This is a genomic window from Vibrio sp. LQ2, assembly GCF_023920125.1.
In the GTDB taxonomy this organism is placed as follows: Bacteria; Pseudomonadota; Gammaproteobacteria; order Enterobacterales; family Vibrionaceae; genus Vibrio; species Vibrio fluvialis.
In genome coordinates, this window is the sequence record NZ_CP085308.1 from 4,540,573 (window position 1) to 4,555,098 (window position 14,526).

Below are 14,526 nucleotides of genomic sequence, written 5' to 3' on the forward strand. Positions count from 1 at the left end.
CACACCCTACACGTTTTGAAGGGGAAAGCAGTCCCTTCGGAGAGAGCGATGAAAGAACAAAACGCATTAAAACAAGTCGCAGAGATGGCAAAAATTGTCGATCACTATGTGAGCGCATGGGGCGACGAAGCGCGTGTTGAAGACGACACTATCCGTCGTCTTTTGGCGTCTTTGGGCTACGACACCACCAATGACGAAACCTTATTGAAGTCGGCAGAGAAAAAACACAAGAAAGATGTGTTGGATCCGGTTCTGGTGATCCGCGAAGGTGAAGCGGTGGAAGTTCCGCTCTATCTGGGCGTGAGTGCCCGTGAAAGCGAATTTAACTGGCGTCTTGAAACCGAGCAAGGAGAGGTACTTGAAGGCTATCTTCAGTCTCAAATCGTTCGAGACGAGCGTGCCGAGGGTGGCCCTCTAGTGTTTGCCCTGCCAAGCGATCTGGCATGGGGCTATCATACGCTGCACATCACCCGCAAACGCCGCAAAGCGCCGTATGAAATGACGCTGATCATTACGCCACCGGCTTGTTTTAAGCAATCTGCGCTGGAACACGGCAAGAAACTGTGGGGCCCGAGCGTACAGCTTTACACCCTGCGTACCCAGCATAACTGGGGTATCGGTGACTTTGGTGACCTGAAACAACTGGTTGCTGACATCGCGTCACGCGGTGGTGATTTTGTTGGTCTGAACCCGATTCACTCTCTGTTCCCAGCTAACCCGGAAGGCGCTAGCCCATACAGCCCGTCTTCGCGTCGCTGGTTGAACATTCTTTACATCGATGTCAGCTCTGTGCCGGAATTTGCACTGAGCGGCGAAGCGCAGCAACGTGTCGGCAGCCCGGATTTCCAACAGCGCCTCCAAAAAGTGCGTGACACGCATTGGGTGAACTACACCGAAGTCGCTGAAATGAAGATGAGTGTGCTGCCGCTGCTGTTTGCTGAATTCAAAAAACGCCATCTGGAAAAAAACACCGATCGCGCCAATGCCTTCCTCAACTTTGTCGAAGAGGGTGGCGATAGCCTGTTGCATCAGGCAACGTTTGATGCGCTGCATGCTGACCTACACGCCAAAGACAGCCAAGTATGGGGCTGGCCAGTGTTCCCGGAAAGCTACCGTCGCTTCGATAGCCCGGCAGTGCAGAAATACATTGAAGAGAATCAGGACAGCGTCCACCTCTACATGTACCTGCAGTGGATTGCTGACACCCAGATCAATGAAGCTCAGGCTTTGGCAGAAGAGAAGGGCATGTCCGTCGGTCTGTACCGCGATTTAGCGGTGGGCGTATCGGACGCAGGTTCTGAAACCTGGGCGGATGATGGCAACCTGATCCTGGACGCGAGCATTGGTGCGCCGCCGGATATCCTTGGTCCTCTGGGCCAGAACTGGGGTTTACCACCTCTGAACCCGCAAGTACTGCAAGCCACCGCTTACGATGCTTACATCAAACTGCTGCGTGCAAACATGAAGCATTGTGGTGCACTGCGTATCGACCACGTGCTGGGTTTGCTGCGTCTGTGGTGGATTCCGAAAGGTGAAAACGCGACCAAAGGTGCGTATATCTACTACCCGGTGAAAGATATGTTGGCGATTTTGGCGCTGGAATCGCATCGCCATCAGTGCAGTGTGATTGGTGAAGATTTGGGCACCGTGCCGGATGAAATCGTTGAACTGCTGCGTGATGCTGGCGTGCACTCATACAAAGTGTTCTTCTTCGAAACTTCTAAAGACGACGGCGGCTTTATTTCTCCGGAGCACTATGCCGAGCAGTCAATGGCAGCGCTGTGTACACACGACATGCCAACGCTGCGTGGTTTCTGGCACTGCGACGACCTGAAACTGGGCGGTGAAATTGGTCTGTACCCAGATGCAACCCAACTGGCGGCGTTGTTCGATGATCGCCTCAAGTGCAAGCAAGGCATTCTGGATTCAGTGGCGTGGCATGGTTACCTGCCTGAAGGCGTAGGCCGTGATGCCAGCCTGGTCCCGATGGATTCCTACCTGAGCGAAGCCTTGCAGTTGCACGTCGCTGCCGGTTCTTCGGCGTTGTTGAGTGTCCAGCTTGAAGATTGGTTGGAAATGGATAAGCCAGTCAACATTCCTGGCACAGTTAATGAATACCCTAACTGGCGCCGTAAGCTTTCCATGAATCTGGACGAAATTTTCGCCCGTGAAGACGTGAACCGCATTGCGTCGAAACTGAGCGAAGTTCGCGCCAAGGCAAGCAAATAAACCCATTGGAGTGATTTAGCCTTTTCTCATAAATTACAACGAGAAGTTTAGGTTCGGTCACTCCATGTCATACTTGAGTTCGATAAGATGGTTTAACGCTAGCAAGCCCGCACTTTTAGCGGGCATTTTTTTCTTTTGAGTGAGTCAAGGTTAGGAGTAGGTATATTGAAAACGACAAAAAAGAAGCCATCCAAACAGCAACTGGCCTATCAACAACTTTCCCACGCCGCGTTTGCTGATCCTTTTGCCTTTTTAGGCCCCTACATTGCCGATGAACAGTGCGCGCTGCGAGTGTGGCTGCCGGGCGCAGACAGCGTTGAGCTGGTGATTGAAGGGGAACCCCGCATTGCGCTGGAACGTGAAGACGAATCCGGTTTTGTTCTTAAATCATCACGTGATCTGCGTTTTACCCATTATCAATTGGCCGTCAACTGGGCTGGTGTCGAGCAGTTGATAGACGACCCGTATCAGTATCATTCCATTTACGCCGAGTACGACGACCTGCACACGCCAAAGCAGATGTATCATTTTCTGGGATCGCACTTTGTCACGCTTGAACGTGATGGAAAGCAGATTTCTGGGGTACGTTTTCTGGTGTATGCACCGCACGCTTCCTCTTGCAGCCTGATCGGCTCATTTAACCAATGGGATGGTCGCCGCCATCCGATGCAGCGTCTTGATTACGGCATTTGGGGCTTGTTTGTTCCGGGCCTCGAAGCGGGTGTGCAGTATAAATATGAATTGAAAGGTCCACATGGTGAAGGTTTACCGCATAAAGCCGATCCGTGGGGCAGTTACGCTGAGCAGTATCCATCCTTTGCTTCGGTAGTGTATGACCACGAAAGCTATGAGTGGCAGGATGAATCTTGGCAAACCCGTCCGGTGACGGAAAAACGCAAAGAAGCGTTATCGTTTTATGAGTTGCACGCTGGTTCATGGAAACGCGGCGAAGATGGCCGCTTCCTCAATTATCGTGAACTGGCTGATCAGTTAGTTCCGTATCTGGTCGATATGGGGTACACCCATGTTGAGCTGATGCCAGTTTCGGAGCACCCGTTTTACGGCTCTTGGGGCTATCAGCCTGTTGGTTTGTTCGCGCCAACCAGTCGCTATGGTACACCCGATGATTTCAAATACTTTGTCGACGCCTGTCACCAAGCCGGACTGGGCGTGGTGCTTGACTGGGTTCCGGCTCATTTCCCATCGGATGACCATGGTTTGGCCAACTTCGATGGCACACCACTCTATCACGACCCGGATCCACGCCGGGGCTGGCATCAGGATTGGAACTCGTACATCTATGATTTAGGGCGCGAGCACGTACGCCGTTTTCTGGTTTCTAACGCGCTGTACTGGTTTGAAATGTTCCACATTGATGGCATTCGTGTTGATGCGGTGGCGTCGATGCTCTATCTCGATTACTCGCGCAGTCACGACCAATGGATTCCTAACATCGACGGTGGCCGTGAGAACTATGATGCGATCGCAACGCTGAAGTGGATGAACGAGGAAGTCTACAAATACTTCCCGAATGCGATGACCATTGCCGAAGAATCCACCGCATTCCCGGGCGTTTCAGCGCCAACTTTCATGGGGGGCCTGGGCTTTGGCTTTAAATGGAACATGGGTTGGATGCATGACAGCTTGTCGTACATTCAGGAAGATCCGGTGCACCGCAAGTATCACCACAATACGCTGACCTTCCCGCTGATTTATGCCTTTAGCGAAAACTACGTCTTGTCGCTATCTCACGACGAAGTGGTGTATGGCAAGCGCTCTCTGATCTATAAAATGCCGGGCGATGAATGGCAGCAAACTGCCAACATGCGCGCTTATTTGGGTTACATGTATGGTCAGCCAGGCAAGAAGCTTAACTTTATGGGAGCGGAGATCGGTCAGACGGCGGAGTGGAATCACGATGATCAATTGCAATGGTTCCTGCTGGAATTTGCCCGTCATAACGGTGTGCAAAGTCTGGTGCGTGATTTGAACCATCTGTACCGTAATGAAGCGGCATTGCATGAACTGGATTGCGATCCGAAAGGTTTTGAATGGCGCCTACAAGATTCCGCTGATGCCAGCGTGATTGCCCATGAACGCTTTAGTGAAAATGGCGAGCGCATTCTGGTGGTAACAAACTTCACCCCTGTGCCACATGAATCTTTCCGCTTAGGTGTACCCAAGACAGGTAGTTATCAACTGCTGCTCAACAGCGATGCGCCTCAGTACGATGGCAGCGGCTTTGAGGTCAATACGCTGGTGGCTACGGAAAAAGTACCTAGTGAGGGTTTACCTCAGTCACTGAGACTACGCGTGCCACCTTTGGCTACGTTAATGTATAAGTTTATCGACTGAATGACTCATTAGCCTGTTCGAGCCCGATTTTACAATGTAAATCGGGCTTTTTTGTATCGCAGGATCCTTGCCCGACAAGCAAGATCTTGCTTGTTCAAAGGCAGTTTGTTGCTCTAATGGCAAGGTTTTAAATATAACTAATTGATTTTAAAAGAATACCAAAGTGGCATCGACTTTGCTCCCTTACTCACTGAATTCGCGCTGAGCGCACTTACATCACGAACGTTTTATCGAATGGCAAAGGTTGTCTTAACCCATTGCCTGATAAACAACCAGTTAGAAAGGAATGAGCAATGCCAACTCCATGTTATATCTCTATCGAAGGTCAAACTCAGGGTCTAATCACTGCAGGCGCTTGTACTGCGGATTCTATCGGCGATTCATTCGTTGAAGGTCACGAAGACGAGATGCTGGTTCAGCAGTTCGACCACATCGTTACTGTTCCGACTGACCCACAATCGGGCCAGCCTTCAGGTCAGCGTGTGCACAAACCATTCAAATTCACCGTGTCTCTGAACAAAGCTGTTCCTCTGCTGTACAACGCACTGGCATCAGGCGAGAAGATGACGACGGTTGAACTGAAATGGTACCGCACGTCTATCGAAGGCAAACAAGAAAACTTCTTCACCACCAAGCTGGAAAACGCGTCTATCGTGGATATCCAATGTGAAATGCCACACTGCCAAGATCCAGCAAAATCTGATTTCACTCAGAACCTGACCGTTTCGATGTCTTACCGCAAAATCACGTGGGATCACGTGAACGCGGGTACTTCAGGCTCAGACGATTGGCGTAAACCAATCGAAGCGTAAGTTACGCTCGAGCTGTGTTGCCCGTCTCAAGGCGGGCAACCTTGTGAACCTTAAGCACAAAGCATCCAACCCGCACCCTGGCATCCGCTTGGTTTCGGGTGTTTTGCGCTTAAGGTTTCACCATTTTTACTGAGTATGAAGGAATGGCAGGATGGCGACGTTAAAGTATCAGTTTCATGTGGAAGGTCTGGAGGACGACACGCTGGTGGTGCGTGGGTTCGACGGGCAATAATACGCACCAAGGTAGGCAAAAAAGAAAGGTATCTTTGTCTGTACAATCAATCAGATACCTTTACTTTTCACCCACATAAATTATGCGATCTTTTGATTCTCTTCTAGGCGTCTTAAAGCATCAATCGCTCGATTGTTCTTAGAGCGTTCTGCAATGATTGCCAATAGAGTTAAATCCACATCTAAACCTAAGATTTCAGCCACTTCACAAGCAATATCATCGCTCATTGTGCCGCCTTTATGCCATTTGTGGACTGTAGAATGAGTAATATCTAAAAAACGGGCTACATCACGCAAGCTATGTAGTTGTTTTTCAACCATTAAACGGTTGAGCAAGTTTCGCGTAGTTATCATTTTCCTACCTCCAAAGCGAAGCTTAGTTCACCTGTGCACAATGTCTCAACCTGTTTACACCATTAATCAGATGATCTTTAATCTCTCCGTCAAGTCGGGAGACTTTGCGATCCTTTGTTATATGAGTTGGTATTGCGAAATGCTAATTCACCCCCTAAAGGCGGCGGCCACCGCTTTTAGGGGGAATTCTGGAGGGTTGCAAGTCCAAGTATTGACCAGAACTATAAGAAAGGGATCAATTCTATGTCATTTCAACGTCAAACTACCAGCAATAAGCCACTGAATCATAAGGCGGCTTAATTCTATGAATACCCAACCGAGCAATTACAGCAAAAAGAGAAAAGACCGCGGATTCGCGTCATTTCATCGTGCTGTTATGGAAAAGATTGCTCAGTGCCCTTCTAGCTCAGTCGCTTTTACCACCGCTAATGGTCGCGGAATTCGTAAGTCATTTGCCAAGGACATAGCCAAGGTAATGACCGTACTGGTTGATGAAATGTGCTTTCATTCGCGCAAAATCGGTAAGGCAACATCTCACGGCTTTAGTTTAAGGACTTGGGGATTTATCGCTGAAAAATGTGATTTACCACTATGGCGCATCAAGCAATGTGCTAAGTTTGCGTTCTCCAAAGGTTGGATCACATCTAAGCAGCCTCGTGAGTCATTCACTGGCAACGACAACATTGAAAAGTGGCGCGGCCTAGCGTCAATCAAGCGTATCGAACTGCGTTATTTCAGCGACTTGGGTGTTAAGTTCGAAGAGGAATATGAAGCTGCCAGATTAGCGGCAAAAGAATGGCTAAAAATGAAGTCCCGCCGCTTAGGTCGACCAATCAAATACATCCAAACACCGATCACCCTACTTCGCCGCCGTCGTAAAGAGGCGGCAGCGCGCGCAACACAAACCGCCCCTATACCCGTTTAGAGCCACATTGCTTACATGCCCCTTAGTTGGGGCTTTTTTCGTTCCCTAAGCCGTTTATGGCGCGCTGAGTACGTTATTTTTTGTCCTGGTATGTCATTTCGGTATGTCATTTTGTCATTGTTCACACCTGGCAGAAACCAAGTTGATGAAATTTTAACCGTTATCCACTGAGTTTGTGGATAACCCTGTGAGCGTATTAAATAAACTACTCCTAGTTCTTACTACCAATAATCACTCTATATATCTAGCCAACATAGTCTTCGACTAGAACGTCCTTAATAGAAATTAATAGAATTAATGATCTTATCCCCGTAATAACGGGGATAAAGGTAGCTCCCATTAAATCGCTGGAAAGGCTGAGAGAAACTTAACTGCAGTGAGGCGATTTAACGGGCCCCAGGATGAAGCCCTTCAACACAGTCGATGGGCTTTAGCGGCGTGTCAGGTGTATAGGTCGTTTATGTCGCTACGCGACGAGCCTGGCAAGGTGAAGGGGCTGATTTTAGATGTAGAGGGACATCAACCACTCACTGAGTTTTTTGATGTCCTGGTCGCGGAATATCTCCATCTTAAAGTTTGGCGCAGTTAATACAGAGTTATCCTGGTCAAGTGAAAAGGCTGTATAGGTGTTTACGTATTGCATCCCACTTGATGGTACATAAACCTCTATATCTTGATCATTCAGTCTTAAAACTGCTTGTGTTAGTTGTAGTTCGTTCGTCATTGGTGGTTCTCCTAATTATTTGGAATCGGTTTAAAATGTATCGGATTATATGAAACTGTTGTATCCTTTTTCGGAAAGGGATTCGTAAAACTTCCGGCTTGTTTTGTTTAACGTCAGTTAAGGAAAATGAGTCATGAACGTTGTCATTCAAAAATTCAAACAACTTGAGGCATCACTGGGTGATTACCTCGATCAACTTAACCAAAAGCCCCCAATGGGTTTTGGTGCGTTTTTAAAACCGCTTAACCAATCATTCCAAATCTGCCGCATCCTGGGAAACCAGATGCAAGCGCAGGATAAACGTATCGCCGAGCTTGAAAATGAGCTGGCGTCCATCAAACTTGCTATTCGTTGCCAGCTTGAAGCAACCGCCCTGGATGCTGTTCAGGAGGCCGCGAACGATGAGTGAACGCGAGCCAATCGGCTACCTACCTTGCAAGCAATGTATGTCCCTCAAATCAGTGTTCCAGGGACAAGGCAAACGCGCCCGTTTTCTCTATGCGCGCTGTGACTGTGGCCTTGACCAGAGAACCGGTTCCGGCGTACAGGCGTCGTTCAACAAACACATGGCCAAAGAAGAAGCCCAGGCCGTGCTCGAGCAGCTGCAGTTACCAACCCCCAAAGATGACGAAGACAAGCCCAAGGAAAAATCCAGCAAAGCGCCCTGGATAATCGGCGGCGTTCTGGCCGTCGTTGGCCTGTTTAGTCTACGGGGGTAAACATGATTTATCCGGCCAAAACATATCAGTGTACGAAGTGTCTGCACGTTGAACAGACGAGTGATGAAAGCTTTACAGGTAGTCCGTTTATTCGTTGTGAGGAGTGCGGAGACATATCAGAGCGAATCGATCACCAGTATTTGCTTGATAAACATCATGCGGAAAGTAATCGCAGTGCACGTAGGGAGTTGAGTTGATGTCGACATTCACTCTGCTTGGCTTGCTAGTGCTTATCGTTGGTTATGGCGCTGGGCAATACTGCAAGCTGCTCAAGTGGAAGCGCGCACTACAAGCCTGGCAACATGAAAAAGACCAAGGCATGTACAAAGTGTATTTGAAACAGGTCGAGCTTGAATCATGGGAACGCGACCTAACGCACCGCGAAAAGGTTTGGAACGAATTCAAAGAGAAAGTTAATAAGGATTTGAAATGGAACTGGAAGATTTAGACGTACCCACGTACACCGACGAAGAAGCCAGGTTCCTGGCTTCACTGGAAAGTGACGTTGCAACGAATGACGATAGTTTTGCACCAGATGCGGCCAATGATGACGATTTAGCCATGAAAGGCGCAACAGGAACGGCGCTCCTGGTGCTCAACATGGTTGAAGGACTGACTAAACAGGCCGTGCATAAGGATTTCGGCTGGGGCGACAACGAGAAACAGATTGCTGCAGAGCAAATCGCCCCCGCCCTGGTCAAGAACGGTGGCGAACTTCCGGAATGGTTGCAGCCCTACAAGGAGGAAATGATCGCCCTGTTTGCTATCGGTTCCCTCGCCTTTGGTGGTTACATGCAGGTGAAAGAGCTTCGCCGCCTGGAAGAAGCGAAACATAGAGTGAGCCAGGAGAAAGCCGAGCCTGAGCCAGCCTCATTGATGGGAGATGATGACATTGCAGCCTAGGAACCCAAACAACAGCCTGAAAAATGGTCACGTTTGGATTGCTGGCATGAGTGGCAGCGGCAAAACCTATTACACCCAGAATCGACTTATCCAGGACAAAGACCAGGTGATCGCCTTTGACCCTCAAGGCGATTACAGCGGTAAGGTTGGCCGCTCTGTGTGCCGGGTTTACCACGACATTCGAACCTTTGCGGCAGCGGTCTTTGCTGGCCGCAAAACGAGTCAGGGATTCAAAATCATTTGGAACCCGAAACACGTCACGACCTGGGAAGATTTGGATCTGTTTTGCAAAGTGGCCTGGGCTGCAGGCGACGGTCATCACTCGCATATGCTCAAAGTGGTGTGTGAAGAACTGGCCGATAACAGCAAGTCAACGCAGTTCACCAGTCCATACCACCGCAAGCTATTGATGGTTGGCCGTAAGTACGGCATCCACACTATCAACTGTTTTCAGCGCGGCCAGGACGTATCCAAGACCATTATTGATAACTGCCATACCTGTGTGGTGATGATGCAGAAAACCAGCAAGTCAGCTAAGTACCTGGAAGAGTTGACCGGAATTCCTGCAAAGGAGATCGATGCCCTGCCCGAATATCACCACATCAAGCAAGTTGGCAAGCAATGGACCAAAGGAAAATAGCCCCAATCGGGGCTTTTTTTTGAAATGTTCCAAATTTATTAGCAACGCTTTTCAAATCCCCATTAGGAAGCGATTCCTAATCATCCTGTGAGATTGCCGTGTTCAGACCGCTTTGGTCATTCACACAACACGGAGTAACACCCATGAACAAACACTTGATTACGGTCGGAATCGTCCTGGCGACGATGGCCGTTGCAAACCGCATCCAGCCTGTACGTAACGTAGTTAACCCATAAGGAGCGGCGGCAATGGCACGACGTCTAAAGAAACTCAACTCCTTATCCAATGTGGCTGCGGGTTCAACTGCAACACTGGAACTGGGTAAAGGTCTCTCCTATCACCAGGTGATTCTGCAGTATTCCGGCATCACGCTTGCGCAGATGAAAAACATCCGCATGGAAGTGAACGGCAAAGTATTCCAGACCTACAAAGACGGCAACGAACTGGATCTGATTAACCAGCATTTCTCTCGCGGTGCGGCAGAAAATGGTTACCTGGTTCTGCACTTTGCGCGTCCTGAACTGGATGACCTGCTGCAGCAACGCACATTCGCGTTGGGTACCGCCGACATTTCTACCCTGGTCATGCGCATCGATATCGATGCAGCTGCAGCAGCTCCGGTTATCGAAGCCTACGCACTGCAGGGCCAGCAAATGCCGATGGGCTACATCACGAAGATGAAAAGCTATCCAGTGAGCTTTGCTACGGCTGGCACACACGAAATCGACAAGCTACCGACGCCAGCAACGGCGCGTATCGCGGCGATTCATCTTCTGACCGATAAGGTCACTCACGCCGAATTGGAAGTGAACGGCAATATCGCGTTCCAGGCTCCGAAATCTCTTGAAGCGAAGATCCAAAAGGACGCTGGCCGCACACCAAGCGACAGTAAGTTCACGATGGACTTCATCAAGGAAAACGACACTGCTCAATCTCAGGTTCTGGATGGTGTGCAGGATTTCCGTGTACGCCTGGAACTGTCTGCAGCAGCGGCTTTTAACGTGTTGGTCGAGTACCTGGACGTTAAAGAAGGTCTGTAAGGGGGGCTTATGACCTTAGACGACTTTATGTCTAGCTCTGGTGACTTGTTCGACAAAGGCATGAACTACTGGCTGCAGTACGAGCAAATCCAGCAAGGTGCAGACTTTGCCGGAACGTCACAAAGCCAGGTGAACAACACGCCTGAAGTTGTGGCGCCAGAGCCGAACCCTACCCCAGTAAACACCGAACTTTCGGCGATGACCGTCGCCGGAGTTCCGGTCGCTTACCTGGCAATGGGTGGTCTGCTATTGGTCGGTGCCGTTTTGATCGCGAAAGCGTAAGGGGGAGCCATGTTTGAAGCGATGACTTCCCTGACTGGCGGCGGTGGTTTGCAAGGCGGCAGCGCCGGACCATCCACCGCAACCAGTACGGTGAACACCACCAACAGCAGCGGCTTTACCAGTGGCTCAATTAACTTTGGATCGAATAACGGCATCCCGACGTGGGCCGTTTTAGCAGCGTTAGGAGTGGCAGCGTTTTATGTCTTTAAGTCAACGAAATGATTTTTACGCCGTGACCTGGGACGAAGCAAAGCCGCACCTGATGGAGGCGCTGGAGGGTTACGACCCCAGCGCCGAAATCGAAGCGGGGCTGGCCTTCCCTTTTTTTATCGACGGTGCTTACGCGTTAGTCAGAACGGAGTCGTTCGAAATGGTGGTTGTGGCCTTTGCTGGCACACACAAGCTCGAAAAGGCTTGCGGATTTTTCTACGACTTGGGGAAAGCGATTCACGCTAAAACCATCCGTCTACACACTAAGCGCCGTGGTTTTCTGCCGTTTGTTCAGTCAATCGGCTATCCGTTCGAGTTGGCCGAGAAGCGCGGCCAGGAGCACATTTTAAGGTTGGTGATCTAATGGGTGGTTCAAGTTCTAGTGCTAACCAGACCAGCACAACAACGATTACACGAAACCAGAGCAACAGCGCGGCATTCAACGGCGATATGTCCGGCCACGTTATCACTGGTAACGAAGGCACGACGGTTAACTTGCTCGATGGTGGCGCGGTCAACAAAGCGCTCGATTCGATGTATCAAAACAGCCTGGAGGCGTTCTCCTTTGGCAAAGAAGCGCTGGCCGTCAATGAGGCGGTCTCAAAAGCGGCGATGACGAGTAACAGCGGCGTGATTGACAAGGCGTTTGAGTTTGCACAGTCGGCCAGTGATGCGGCGTTAGGCGTGGCGAAAAACCTAAGCCTGGACAGCGATGCAGCCACGGCTCGCGATGCGAACAAAAACATGATGTACACCGCTGTGGCGATTGCCGTCGCGGGTGCGCTCCTGGCGTTTAAGAAGTAAGGGGAACAGATGTCTATCAATCGCATTATCGCCAAACCGACCATTTACACCTTTTCCACTCAGGGCCGAGTCTTTCAGTTGCTGAGCGGTGCGGAGATTCATGTACGCTTTCACGGCGTGGATGATACCTGGTCAGAAGAAGTGGATTTGGTGGCTGGTGACTCGCTCAAGTTTGACCGTGATTTCTTCAACATCGAGATCAGCTCTGAGTACGAAACATCCATTGAGTTTTACGCCGGATTCGCGGACATGCGCCGCGCAACCACCGACCTTACGCCCGTTGGATGCTCTCAGATTGTCACGAACCAGGTCATGGCCGAAAAGGTGCAAAAGCTCCTGGTCGCAGAGCGCCGTAATCGCCGAAGCCTGACCATTATTCCCCTGCAGGACACGGTTTACATCGGCGCTTTAGGTGCTGACATTAACAGTCAGATTCCGATTGCTGCAGGGCAACCAGTTACCCTGGATGTTAAAGGTGCACTGCACATTACACTGAATCCGTCCAGTATAAATGACACCTCAGATGTCCGCATTTTAGAGGAGATCAACTAATGGCAAGTTTTAGCGCATACCCTCAAAACGTCACCTTCCAAACGGTGAACGTCGCCAAAGGCGGTGGCAGCGAAAACCTGCTCATCAACCCTCGTGGAAAAATCAACCAGCTTAATGAAGCTGATGGTGTGTTGGCTGCAGGTCAATATTTCTGTGACGGCTGGAAAGCTGGTGCATTAGGGGCAGAAGTCTACATTGATGACGATGGCTTTCGTCTGATTTCGGGCTCAATTGTGCAATTGGTGCCAAATGGCATTGAGTTTGGCCGAAACCTGCGCTCCAACATGGATGTGATTAGCGGCACGCCAGTAATGAGCATTAACGGCGGAACGAGCAACGAGCCGAACGGCGCAGGCGCATACATTCAGTTTGAAATCAGCGGCGATAACTCAAAATTTACGCGCCTGATTCTGGCAGAGAGCGTGGAATTGCCAATTTTCCAACAGGGGCAGGATGAACTAACGCCATGCAAGCGGTTTCTTCAGGTCTACGGTGGGGCGGGTAATTCGTACCCAATGATTTTAAACATGCACACATCGAACACACAATATGGGTCAATGCCGCTTGTTCCTGAGATGGCAGATAGACCAGCGGTATCAATTGGCGGTCAGACCCAGACAGTGGGAATTGTGCATATTTCAAGAAAAACATTAACGGCAGTAGCAAAAAACAGCACAGGTATGGCGCTACTGTCATTTACATTGGACGCGAGGCCGTAATGAAATACGCAAACACACAAAGAGATGCCGTTTTTGTGAACGATGTAAACGGGAAAGAGTGGACAATTCCGCGCGGTCACCGTTTCTGGTCGGAATGGGGCATTGACAAGGCAGAAAGTGAGGGACGCATCGATGACCCAGACCCAGTTATTGAGCCTGGCGGCGGTAGTGGCGTGTAGTTCCCTGCTGCTGTGGTACCGCCGGAGTTCCGGAAGTGACCAGGCATTCTTACCTATCCCATCAACCAACACGGACTACATCGATATGGATGAACTACTGAACGCATTGACCGCGCCGCCTCGCGGCGTTCGCAATAACAACCCGGGCAATATCGAAGACAACGGCACGCCCTGGCGTGGCCGTGTCGGTAACGACGGCCGCTTTATCGTGTTTGACAACCCAGTGAACGGCATCCGCGCTATTTCGCGCATCCTGGATACCTATTCCAGCAACGGATTCACCACACTGGAAAAGATCATCTCACGTTGGGCGCCTCCGGTAGAAAACAACACGGAGTCTTACATTCAGCATGCAGAAAAAGCGCTGAAACTCACACGCTACACGCCAATTGGTGAGCAGCACAAAGCGGCGCTCATCAAAGTGATCATTCAACACGAAAACGGTGTGCAGCCCTACAGCGACAAGGTGATTTATGACGGTATCGCCGCAGCTTGAGAAGCGACTCATTGATTTAGGATTTGTTGTCCTGGGCGGCGTGGCCGTCTGGTTCCTAACACAGAAGCTCGCGCAGCAGCTGGACCAGGTAACCGCCCAGGCAACCAAACCCGTCGGCGAACTGATGAGCGACCTAACCGCGCTGTATAACGGTTGGTCGCCCGTCGAACTGCAGCCGCTCATGATTCGCGATTTCTACCTCAACCCCGACTACACACTCACGGCCAACGCATCACAAACGCTGTGGAACATTGACCAATACTATCCGCTGATGCAGGCAATATTCGGTCATCCAGGCGGCGTTATGGCCGAGAAATACAGACCCTTAATCAACCAACCAATAGAGTGATCA

General features: G+C 50.2%; 21 protein-coding genes. 19 read left to right on the forward strand and 2 right to left on the reverse strand.

Annotated features, from left to right (window positions below; translation table 11 throughout):
- Positions 1-48: 48 nt before the first annotated feature.
- From malQ to hcp-2, 3 genes are all read left to right on the forward strand, one after another.
- Positions 49-2,229 (forward strand): 4-alpha-glucanotransferase, encoded by a 2,181-nt coding sequence (gene malQ, locus LGV68_RS21205; protein WP_020331128.1) that lies wholly within the window; start codon positions 49-51, stop codon positions 2,227-2,229.
- 165 nt (positions 2,230-2,394) lie between these two features.
- Positions 2,395-4,584 carry a 1,4-alpha-glucan branching protein GlgB gene (gene glgB, locus LGV68_RS21210; RefSeq protein WP_154182896.1) on the forward strand — a complete coding sequence of 730 codons (2,190 nt, stop codon included), beginning with the start codon at positions 2,395-2,397 and terminating at the stop codon, positions 4,582-4,584.
- A 293-nt stretch (positions 4,585-4,877) separates the two neighbouring features.
- The gene (gene hcp-2 / locus LGV68_RS21215; protein ID WP_020331126.1) at positions 4,878-5,396 is read left to right on the forward strand and encodes a type VI secretion system effector Hcp-2; all 519 of its coding nucleotides are present in this window, start codon (positions 4,878-4,880) and stop codon (positions 5,394-5,396) included.
- A gap of 312 nt (positions 5,397-5,708) precedes the next feature.
- Here the strand turns inward: hcp-2 and LGV68_RS21220 are convergent, their stop codons facing one another.
- Positions 5,709-5,981, reverse strand: a complete 273-nt coding sequence (locus tag LGV68_RS21220) for a helix-turn-helix transcriptional regulator (protein WP_252536003.1) — start codon at positions 5,979-5,981, stop codon at positions 5,709-5,711.
- 304 nt (positions 5,982-6,285) lie between these two features.
- Here LGV68_RS21220 and LGV68_RS21225 point away from each other — a divergent pair, with 304 nt between their 5' ends.
- Positions 6,286-6,906, forward strand: coding sequence for a hypothetical protein (locus tag LGV68_RS21225; protein WP_252536004.1), 621 nt, complete (start codon positions 6,286-6,288; stop codon positions 6,904-6,906).
- A gap of 502 nt (positions 6,907-7,408) precedes the next feature.
- On the opposite strand, the gene LGV68_RS21230 is transcribed toward LGV68_RS21225, so the two are convergent.
- Positions 7,409-7,630 (reverse strand): hypothetical protein, encoded by a 222-nt coding sequence (locus LGV68_RS21230; protein WP_252536005.1) that lies wholly within the window; start codon positions 7,628-7,630, stop codon positions 7,409-7,411.
- Between the two features lie 133 nt (positions 7,631-7,763).
- On the opposite strand from LGV68_RS21230, the gene LGV68_RS21235 reads away from it, so the two are divergent.
- From LGV68_RS21235 to LGV68_RS21305, 15 genes are all read left to right on the forward strand, one after another.
- Complete coding sequence (locus tag LGV68_RS21235) at positions 7,764-8,039, forward strand: hypothetical protein (protein WP_252536006.1); 276 nt, start codon at positions 7,764-7,766, stop codon at positions 8,037-8,039.
- Entirely contained in the window at positions 8,032-8,349 is a 318-nt protein-coding gene (locus tag LGV68_RS21240; RefSeq protein ID WP_222779824.1) for a hypothetical protein, read from the forward strand. Before LGV68_RS21235 ends, LGV68_RS21240 begins: the two co-directional genes overlap by 8 nt.
- 196 nt (positions 8,350-8,545) lie before the next feature.
- A complete protein-coding gene (locus LGV68_RS21245; protein WP_252536007.1) occupies positions 8,546-8,797 on the forward strand; it encodes a hypothetical protein in 252 nt (83 codons plus the stop codon).
- Positions 8,779-9,252: a hypothetical protein gene (locus tag LGV68_RS21250; protein ID WP_252536008.1), complete on the forward strand. Its 474-nt coding sequence runs from the start codon at positions 8,779-8,781 to the stop codon at positions 9,250-9,252. Before LGV68_RS21245 ends, LGV68_RS21250 begins: the two co-directional genes overlap by 19 nt.
- On the forward strand, positions 9,242-9,892 hold the full coding sequence (locus LGV68_RS21255) for a type IV secretory system conjugative DNA transfer family protein (RefSeq protein WP_222780313.1): 651 nt from the start codon (positions 9,242-9,244) through the stop codon (positions 9,890-9,892). The genes LGV68_RS21250 and LGV68_RS21255 overlap by 11 nt, the downstream gene beginning before the upstream one ends.
- Before the next feature lie 248 nt (positions 9,893-10,140).
- The gene (locus LGV68_RS21260; protein ID WP_222779822.1) at positions 10,141-10,932 is read left to right on the forward strand and encodes a major capsid protein P2; all 792 of its coding nucleotides are present in this window, start codon (positions 10,141-10,143) and stop codon (positions 10,930-10,932) included.
- A 9-nt stretch (positions 10,933-10,941) separates the two neighbouring features.
- On the forward strand, positions 10,942-11,214 hold the full coding sequence (locus LGV68_RS21265) for a hypothetical protein (protein ID WP_222779821.1): 273 nt from the start codon (positions 10,942-10,944) through the stop codon (positions 11,212-11,214).
- A gap of 9 nt (positions 11,215-11,223) precedes the next feature.
- Complete coding sequence (locus LGV68_RS21270; protein ID WP_222779820.1) at positions 11,224-11,436, forward strand: hypothetical protein; 213 nt, start codon at positions 11,224-11,226, stop codon at positions 11,434-11,436.
- Complete coding sequence (locus tag LGV68_RS21275; RefSeq protein ID WP_252536009.1) at positions 11,414-11,788, forward strand: hypothetical protein; 375 nt, start codon at positions 11,414-11,416, stop codon at positions 11,786-11,788. Before LGV68_RS21270 ends, LGV68_RS21275 begins: the two co-directional genes overlap by 23 nt.
- A complete protein-coding gene (locus LGV68_RS21280) occupies positions 11,788-12,228 on the forward strand; it encodes a hypothetical protein (RefSeq protein WP_222779819.1) in 441 nt (146 codons plus the stop codon). The genes LGV68_RS21275 and LGV68_RS21280 overlap by 1 nt, the downstream gene beginning before the upstream one ends.
- Before the next feature lie 9 nt (positions 12,229-12,237).
- Positions 12,238-12,780, forward strand: coding sequence for a hypothetical protein (locus LGV68_RS21285; RefSeq protein WP_252536010.1), 543 nt, complete (start codon positions 12,238-12,240; stop codon positions 12,778-12,780).
- Entirely contained in the window at positions 12,780-13,499 is a 720-nt protein-coding gene (locus LGV68_RS21290) for a hypothetical protein (RefSeq protein ID WP_252536011.1), read from the forward strand. Before LGV68_RS21285 ends, LGV68_RS21290 begins: the two co-directional genes overlap by 1 nt.
- Positions 13,499-13,678 (forward strand): hypothetical protein, encoded by a 180-nt coding sequence (locus LGV68_RS21295; RefSeq protein ID WP_252536012.1) that lies wholly within the window; start codon positions 13,499-13,501, stop codon positions 13,676-13,678. The genes LGV68_RS21290 and LGV68_RS21295 overlap by 1 nt, the downstream gene beginning before the upstream one ends.
- Positions 13,632-14,174, forward strand: coding sequence for a structural protein P5 (locus tag LGV68_RS21300; protein WP_252536013.1), 543 nt, complete (start codon positions 13,632-13,634; stop codon positions 14,172-14,174). Before LGV68_RS21295 ends, LGV68_RS21300 begins: the two co-directional genes overlap by 47 nt.
- Positions 14,152-14,523 (forward strand): hypothetical protein, encoded by a 372-nt coding sequence (locus tag LGV68_RS21305; RefSeq protein ID WP_252536014.1) that lies wholly within the window; start codon positions 14,152-14,154, stop codon positions 14,521-14,523. The genes LGV68_RS21300 and LGV68_RS21305 overlap by 23 nt, the downstream gene beginning before the upstream one ends.
- Positions 14,524-14,526: the final 3 nt, after the last annotated feature.

What these genes read in the sequence shown, in the direction of transcription:
- malQ (WP_020331128.1), top strand. Translation starts at nt 49, where the DNA reads ATGAAAGAACAAAACGCATTAAAACAAGTCGCAGAGATGGCAAAAATT.
- hcp-2 (WP_020331126.1), top strand. Translation starts at nt 4,878, where the DNA reads ATGCCAACTCCATGTTATATCTCTATCGAAGGTCAAACTCAGGGTCTA.
- LGV68_RS21220 (WP_252536003.1), bottom strand. Translation starts at nt 5,981, where the DNA reads ATGATAACTACGCGAAACTTGCTCAACCGTTTAATGGTTGAAAAACAA.
- LGV68_RS21225 (WP_252536004.1), top strand. Translation starts at nt 6,286, where the DNA reads ATGAATACCCAACCGAGCAATTACAGCAAAAAGAGAAAAGACCGCGGA.
- LGV68_RS21230 (WP_252536005.1), bottom strand. Translation starts at nt 7,630, where the DNA reads ATGACGAACGAACTACAACTAACACAAGCAGTTTTAAGACTGAATGAT.
- LGV68_RS21235 (WP_252536006.1), top strand. Translation starts at nt 7,764, where the DNA reads ATGAACGTTGTCATTCAAAAATTCAAACAACTTGAGGCATCACTGGGT.
- LGV68_RS21240 (WP_222779824.1), top strand. Translation starts at nt 8,032, where the DNA reads ATGAGTGAACGCGAGCCAATCGGCTACCTACCTTGCAAGCAATGTATG.
- LGV68_RS21245 (WP_252536007.1), top strand. Translation starts at nt 8,546, where the DNA reads ATGTCGACATTCACTCTGCTTGGCTTGCTAGTGCTTATCGTTGGTTAT.
- LGV68_RS21250 (WP_252536008.1), top strand. Translation starts at nt 8,779, where the DNA reads ATGGAACTGGAAGATTTAGACGTACCCACGTACACCGACGAAGAAGCC.
- LGV68_RS21260 (WP_222779822.1), top strand. Translation starts at nt 10,141, where the DNA reads ATGGCACGACGTCTAAAGAAACTCAACTCCTTATCCAATGTGGCTGCG.
- LGV68_RS21265 (WP_222779821.1), top strand. Translation starts at nt 10,942, where the DNA reads ATGACCTTAGACGACTTTATGTCTAGCTCTGGTGACTTGTTCGACAAA.
- LGV68_RS21270 (WP_222779820.1), top strand. Translation starts at nt 11,224, where the DNA reads ATGTTTGAAGCGATGACTTCCCTGACTGGCGGCGGTGGTTTGCAAGGC.
- LGV68_RS21275 (WP_252536009.1), top strand. Translation starts at nt 11,414, where the DNA reads ATGTCTTTAAGTCAACGAAATGATTTTTACGCCGTGACCTGGGACGAA.
- LGV68_RS21280 (WP_222779819.1), top strand. Translation starts at nt 11,788, where the DNA reads ATGGGTGGTTCAAGTTCTAGTGCTAACCAGACCAGCACAACAACGATT.
- LGV68_RS21285 (WP_252536010.1), top strand. Translation starts at nt 12,238, where the DNA reads ATGTCTATCAATCGCATTATCGCCAAACCGACCATTTACACCTTTTCC.
- LGV68_RS21290 (WP_252536011.1), top strand. Translation starts at nt 12,780, where the DNA reads ATGGCAAGTTTTAGCGCATACCCTCAAAACGTCACCTTCCAAACGGTG.
- LGV68_RS21295 (WP_252536012.1), top strand. Translation starts at nt 13,499, where the DNA reads ATGAAATACGCAAACACACAAAGAGATGCCGTTTTTGTGAACGATGTA.
- LGV68_RS21300 (WP_252536013.1), top strand. Translation starts at nt 13,632, where the DNA reads ATGACCCAGACCCAGTTATTGAGCCTGGCGGCGGTAGTGGCGTGTAGT.
- LGV68_RS21305 (WP_252536014.1), top strand. Translation starts at nt 14,152, where the DNA reads ATGACGGTATCGCCGCAGCTTGAGAAGCGACTCATTGATTTAGGATTT.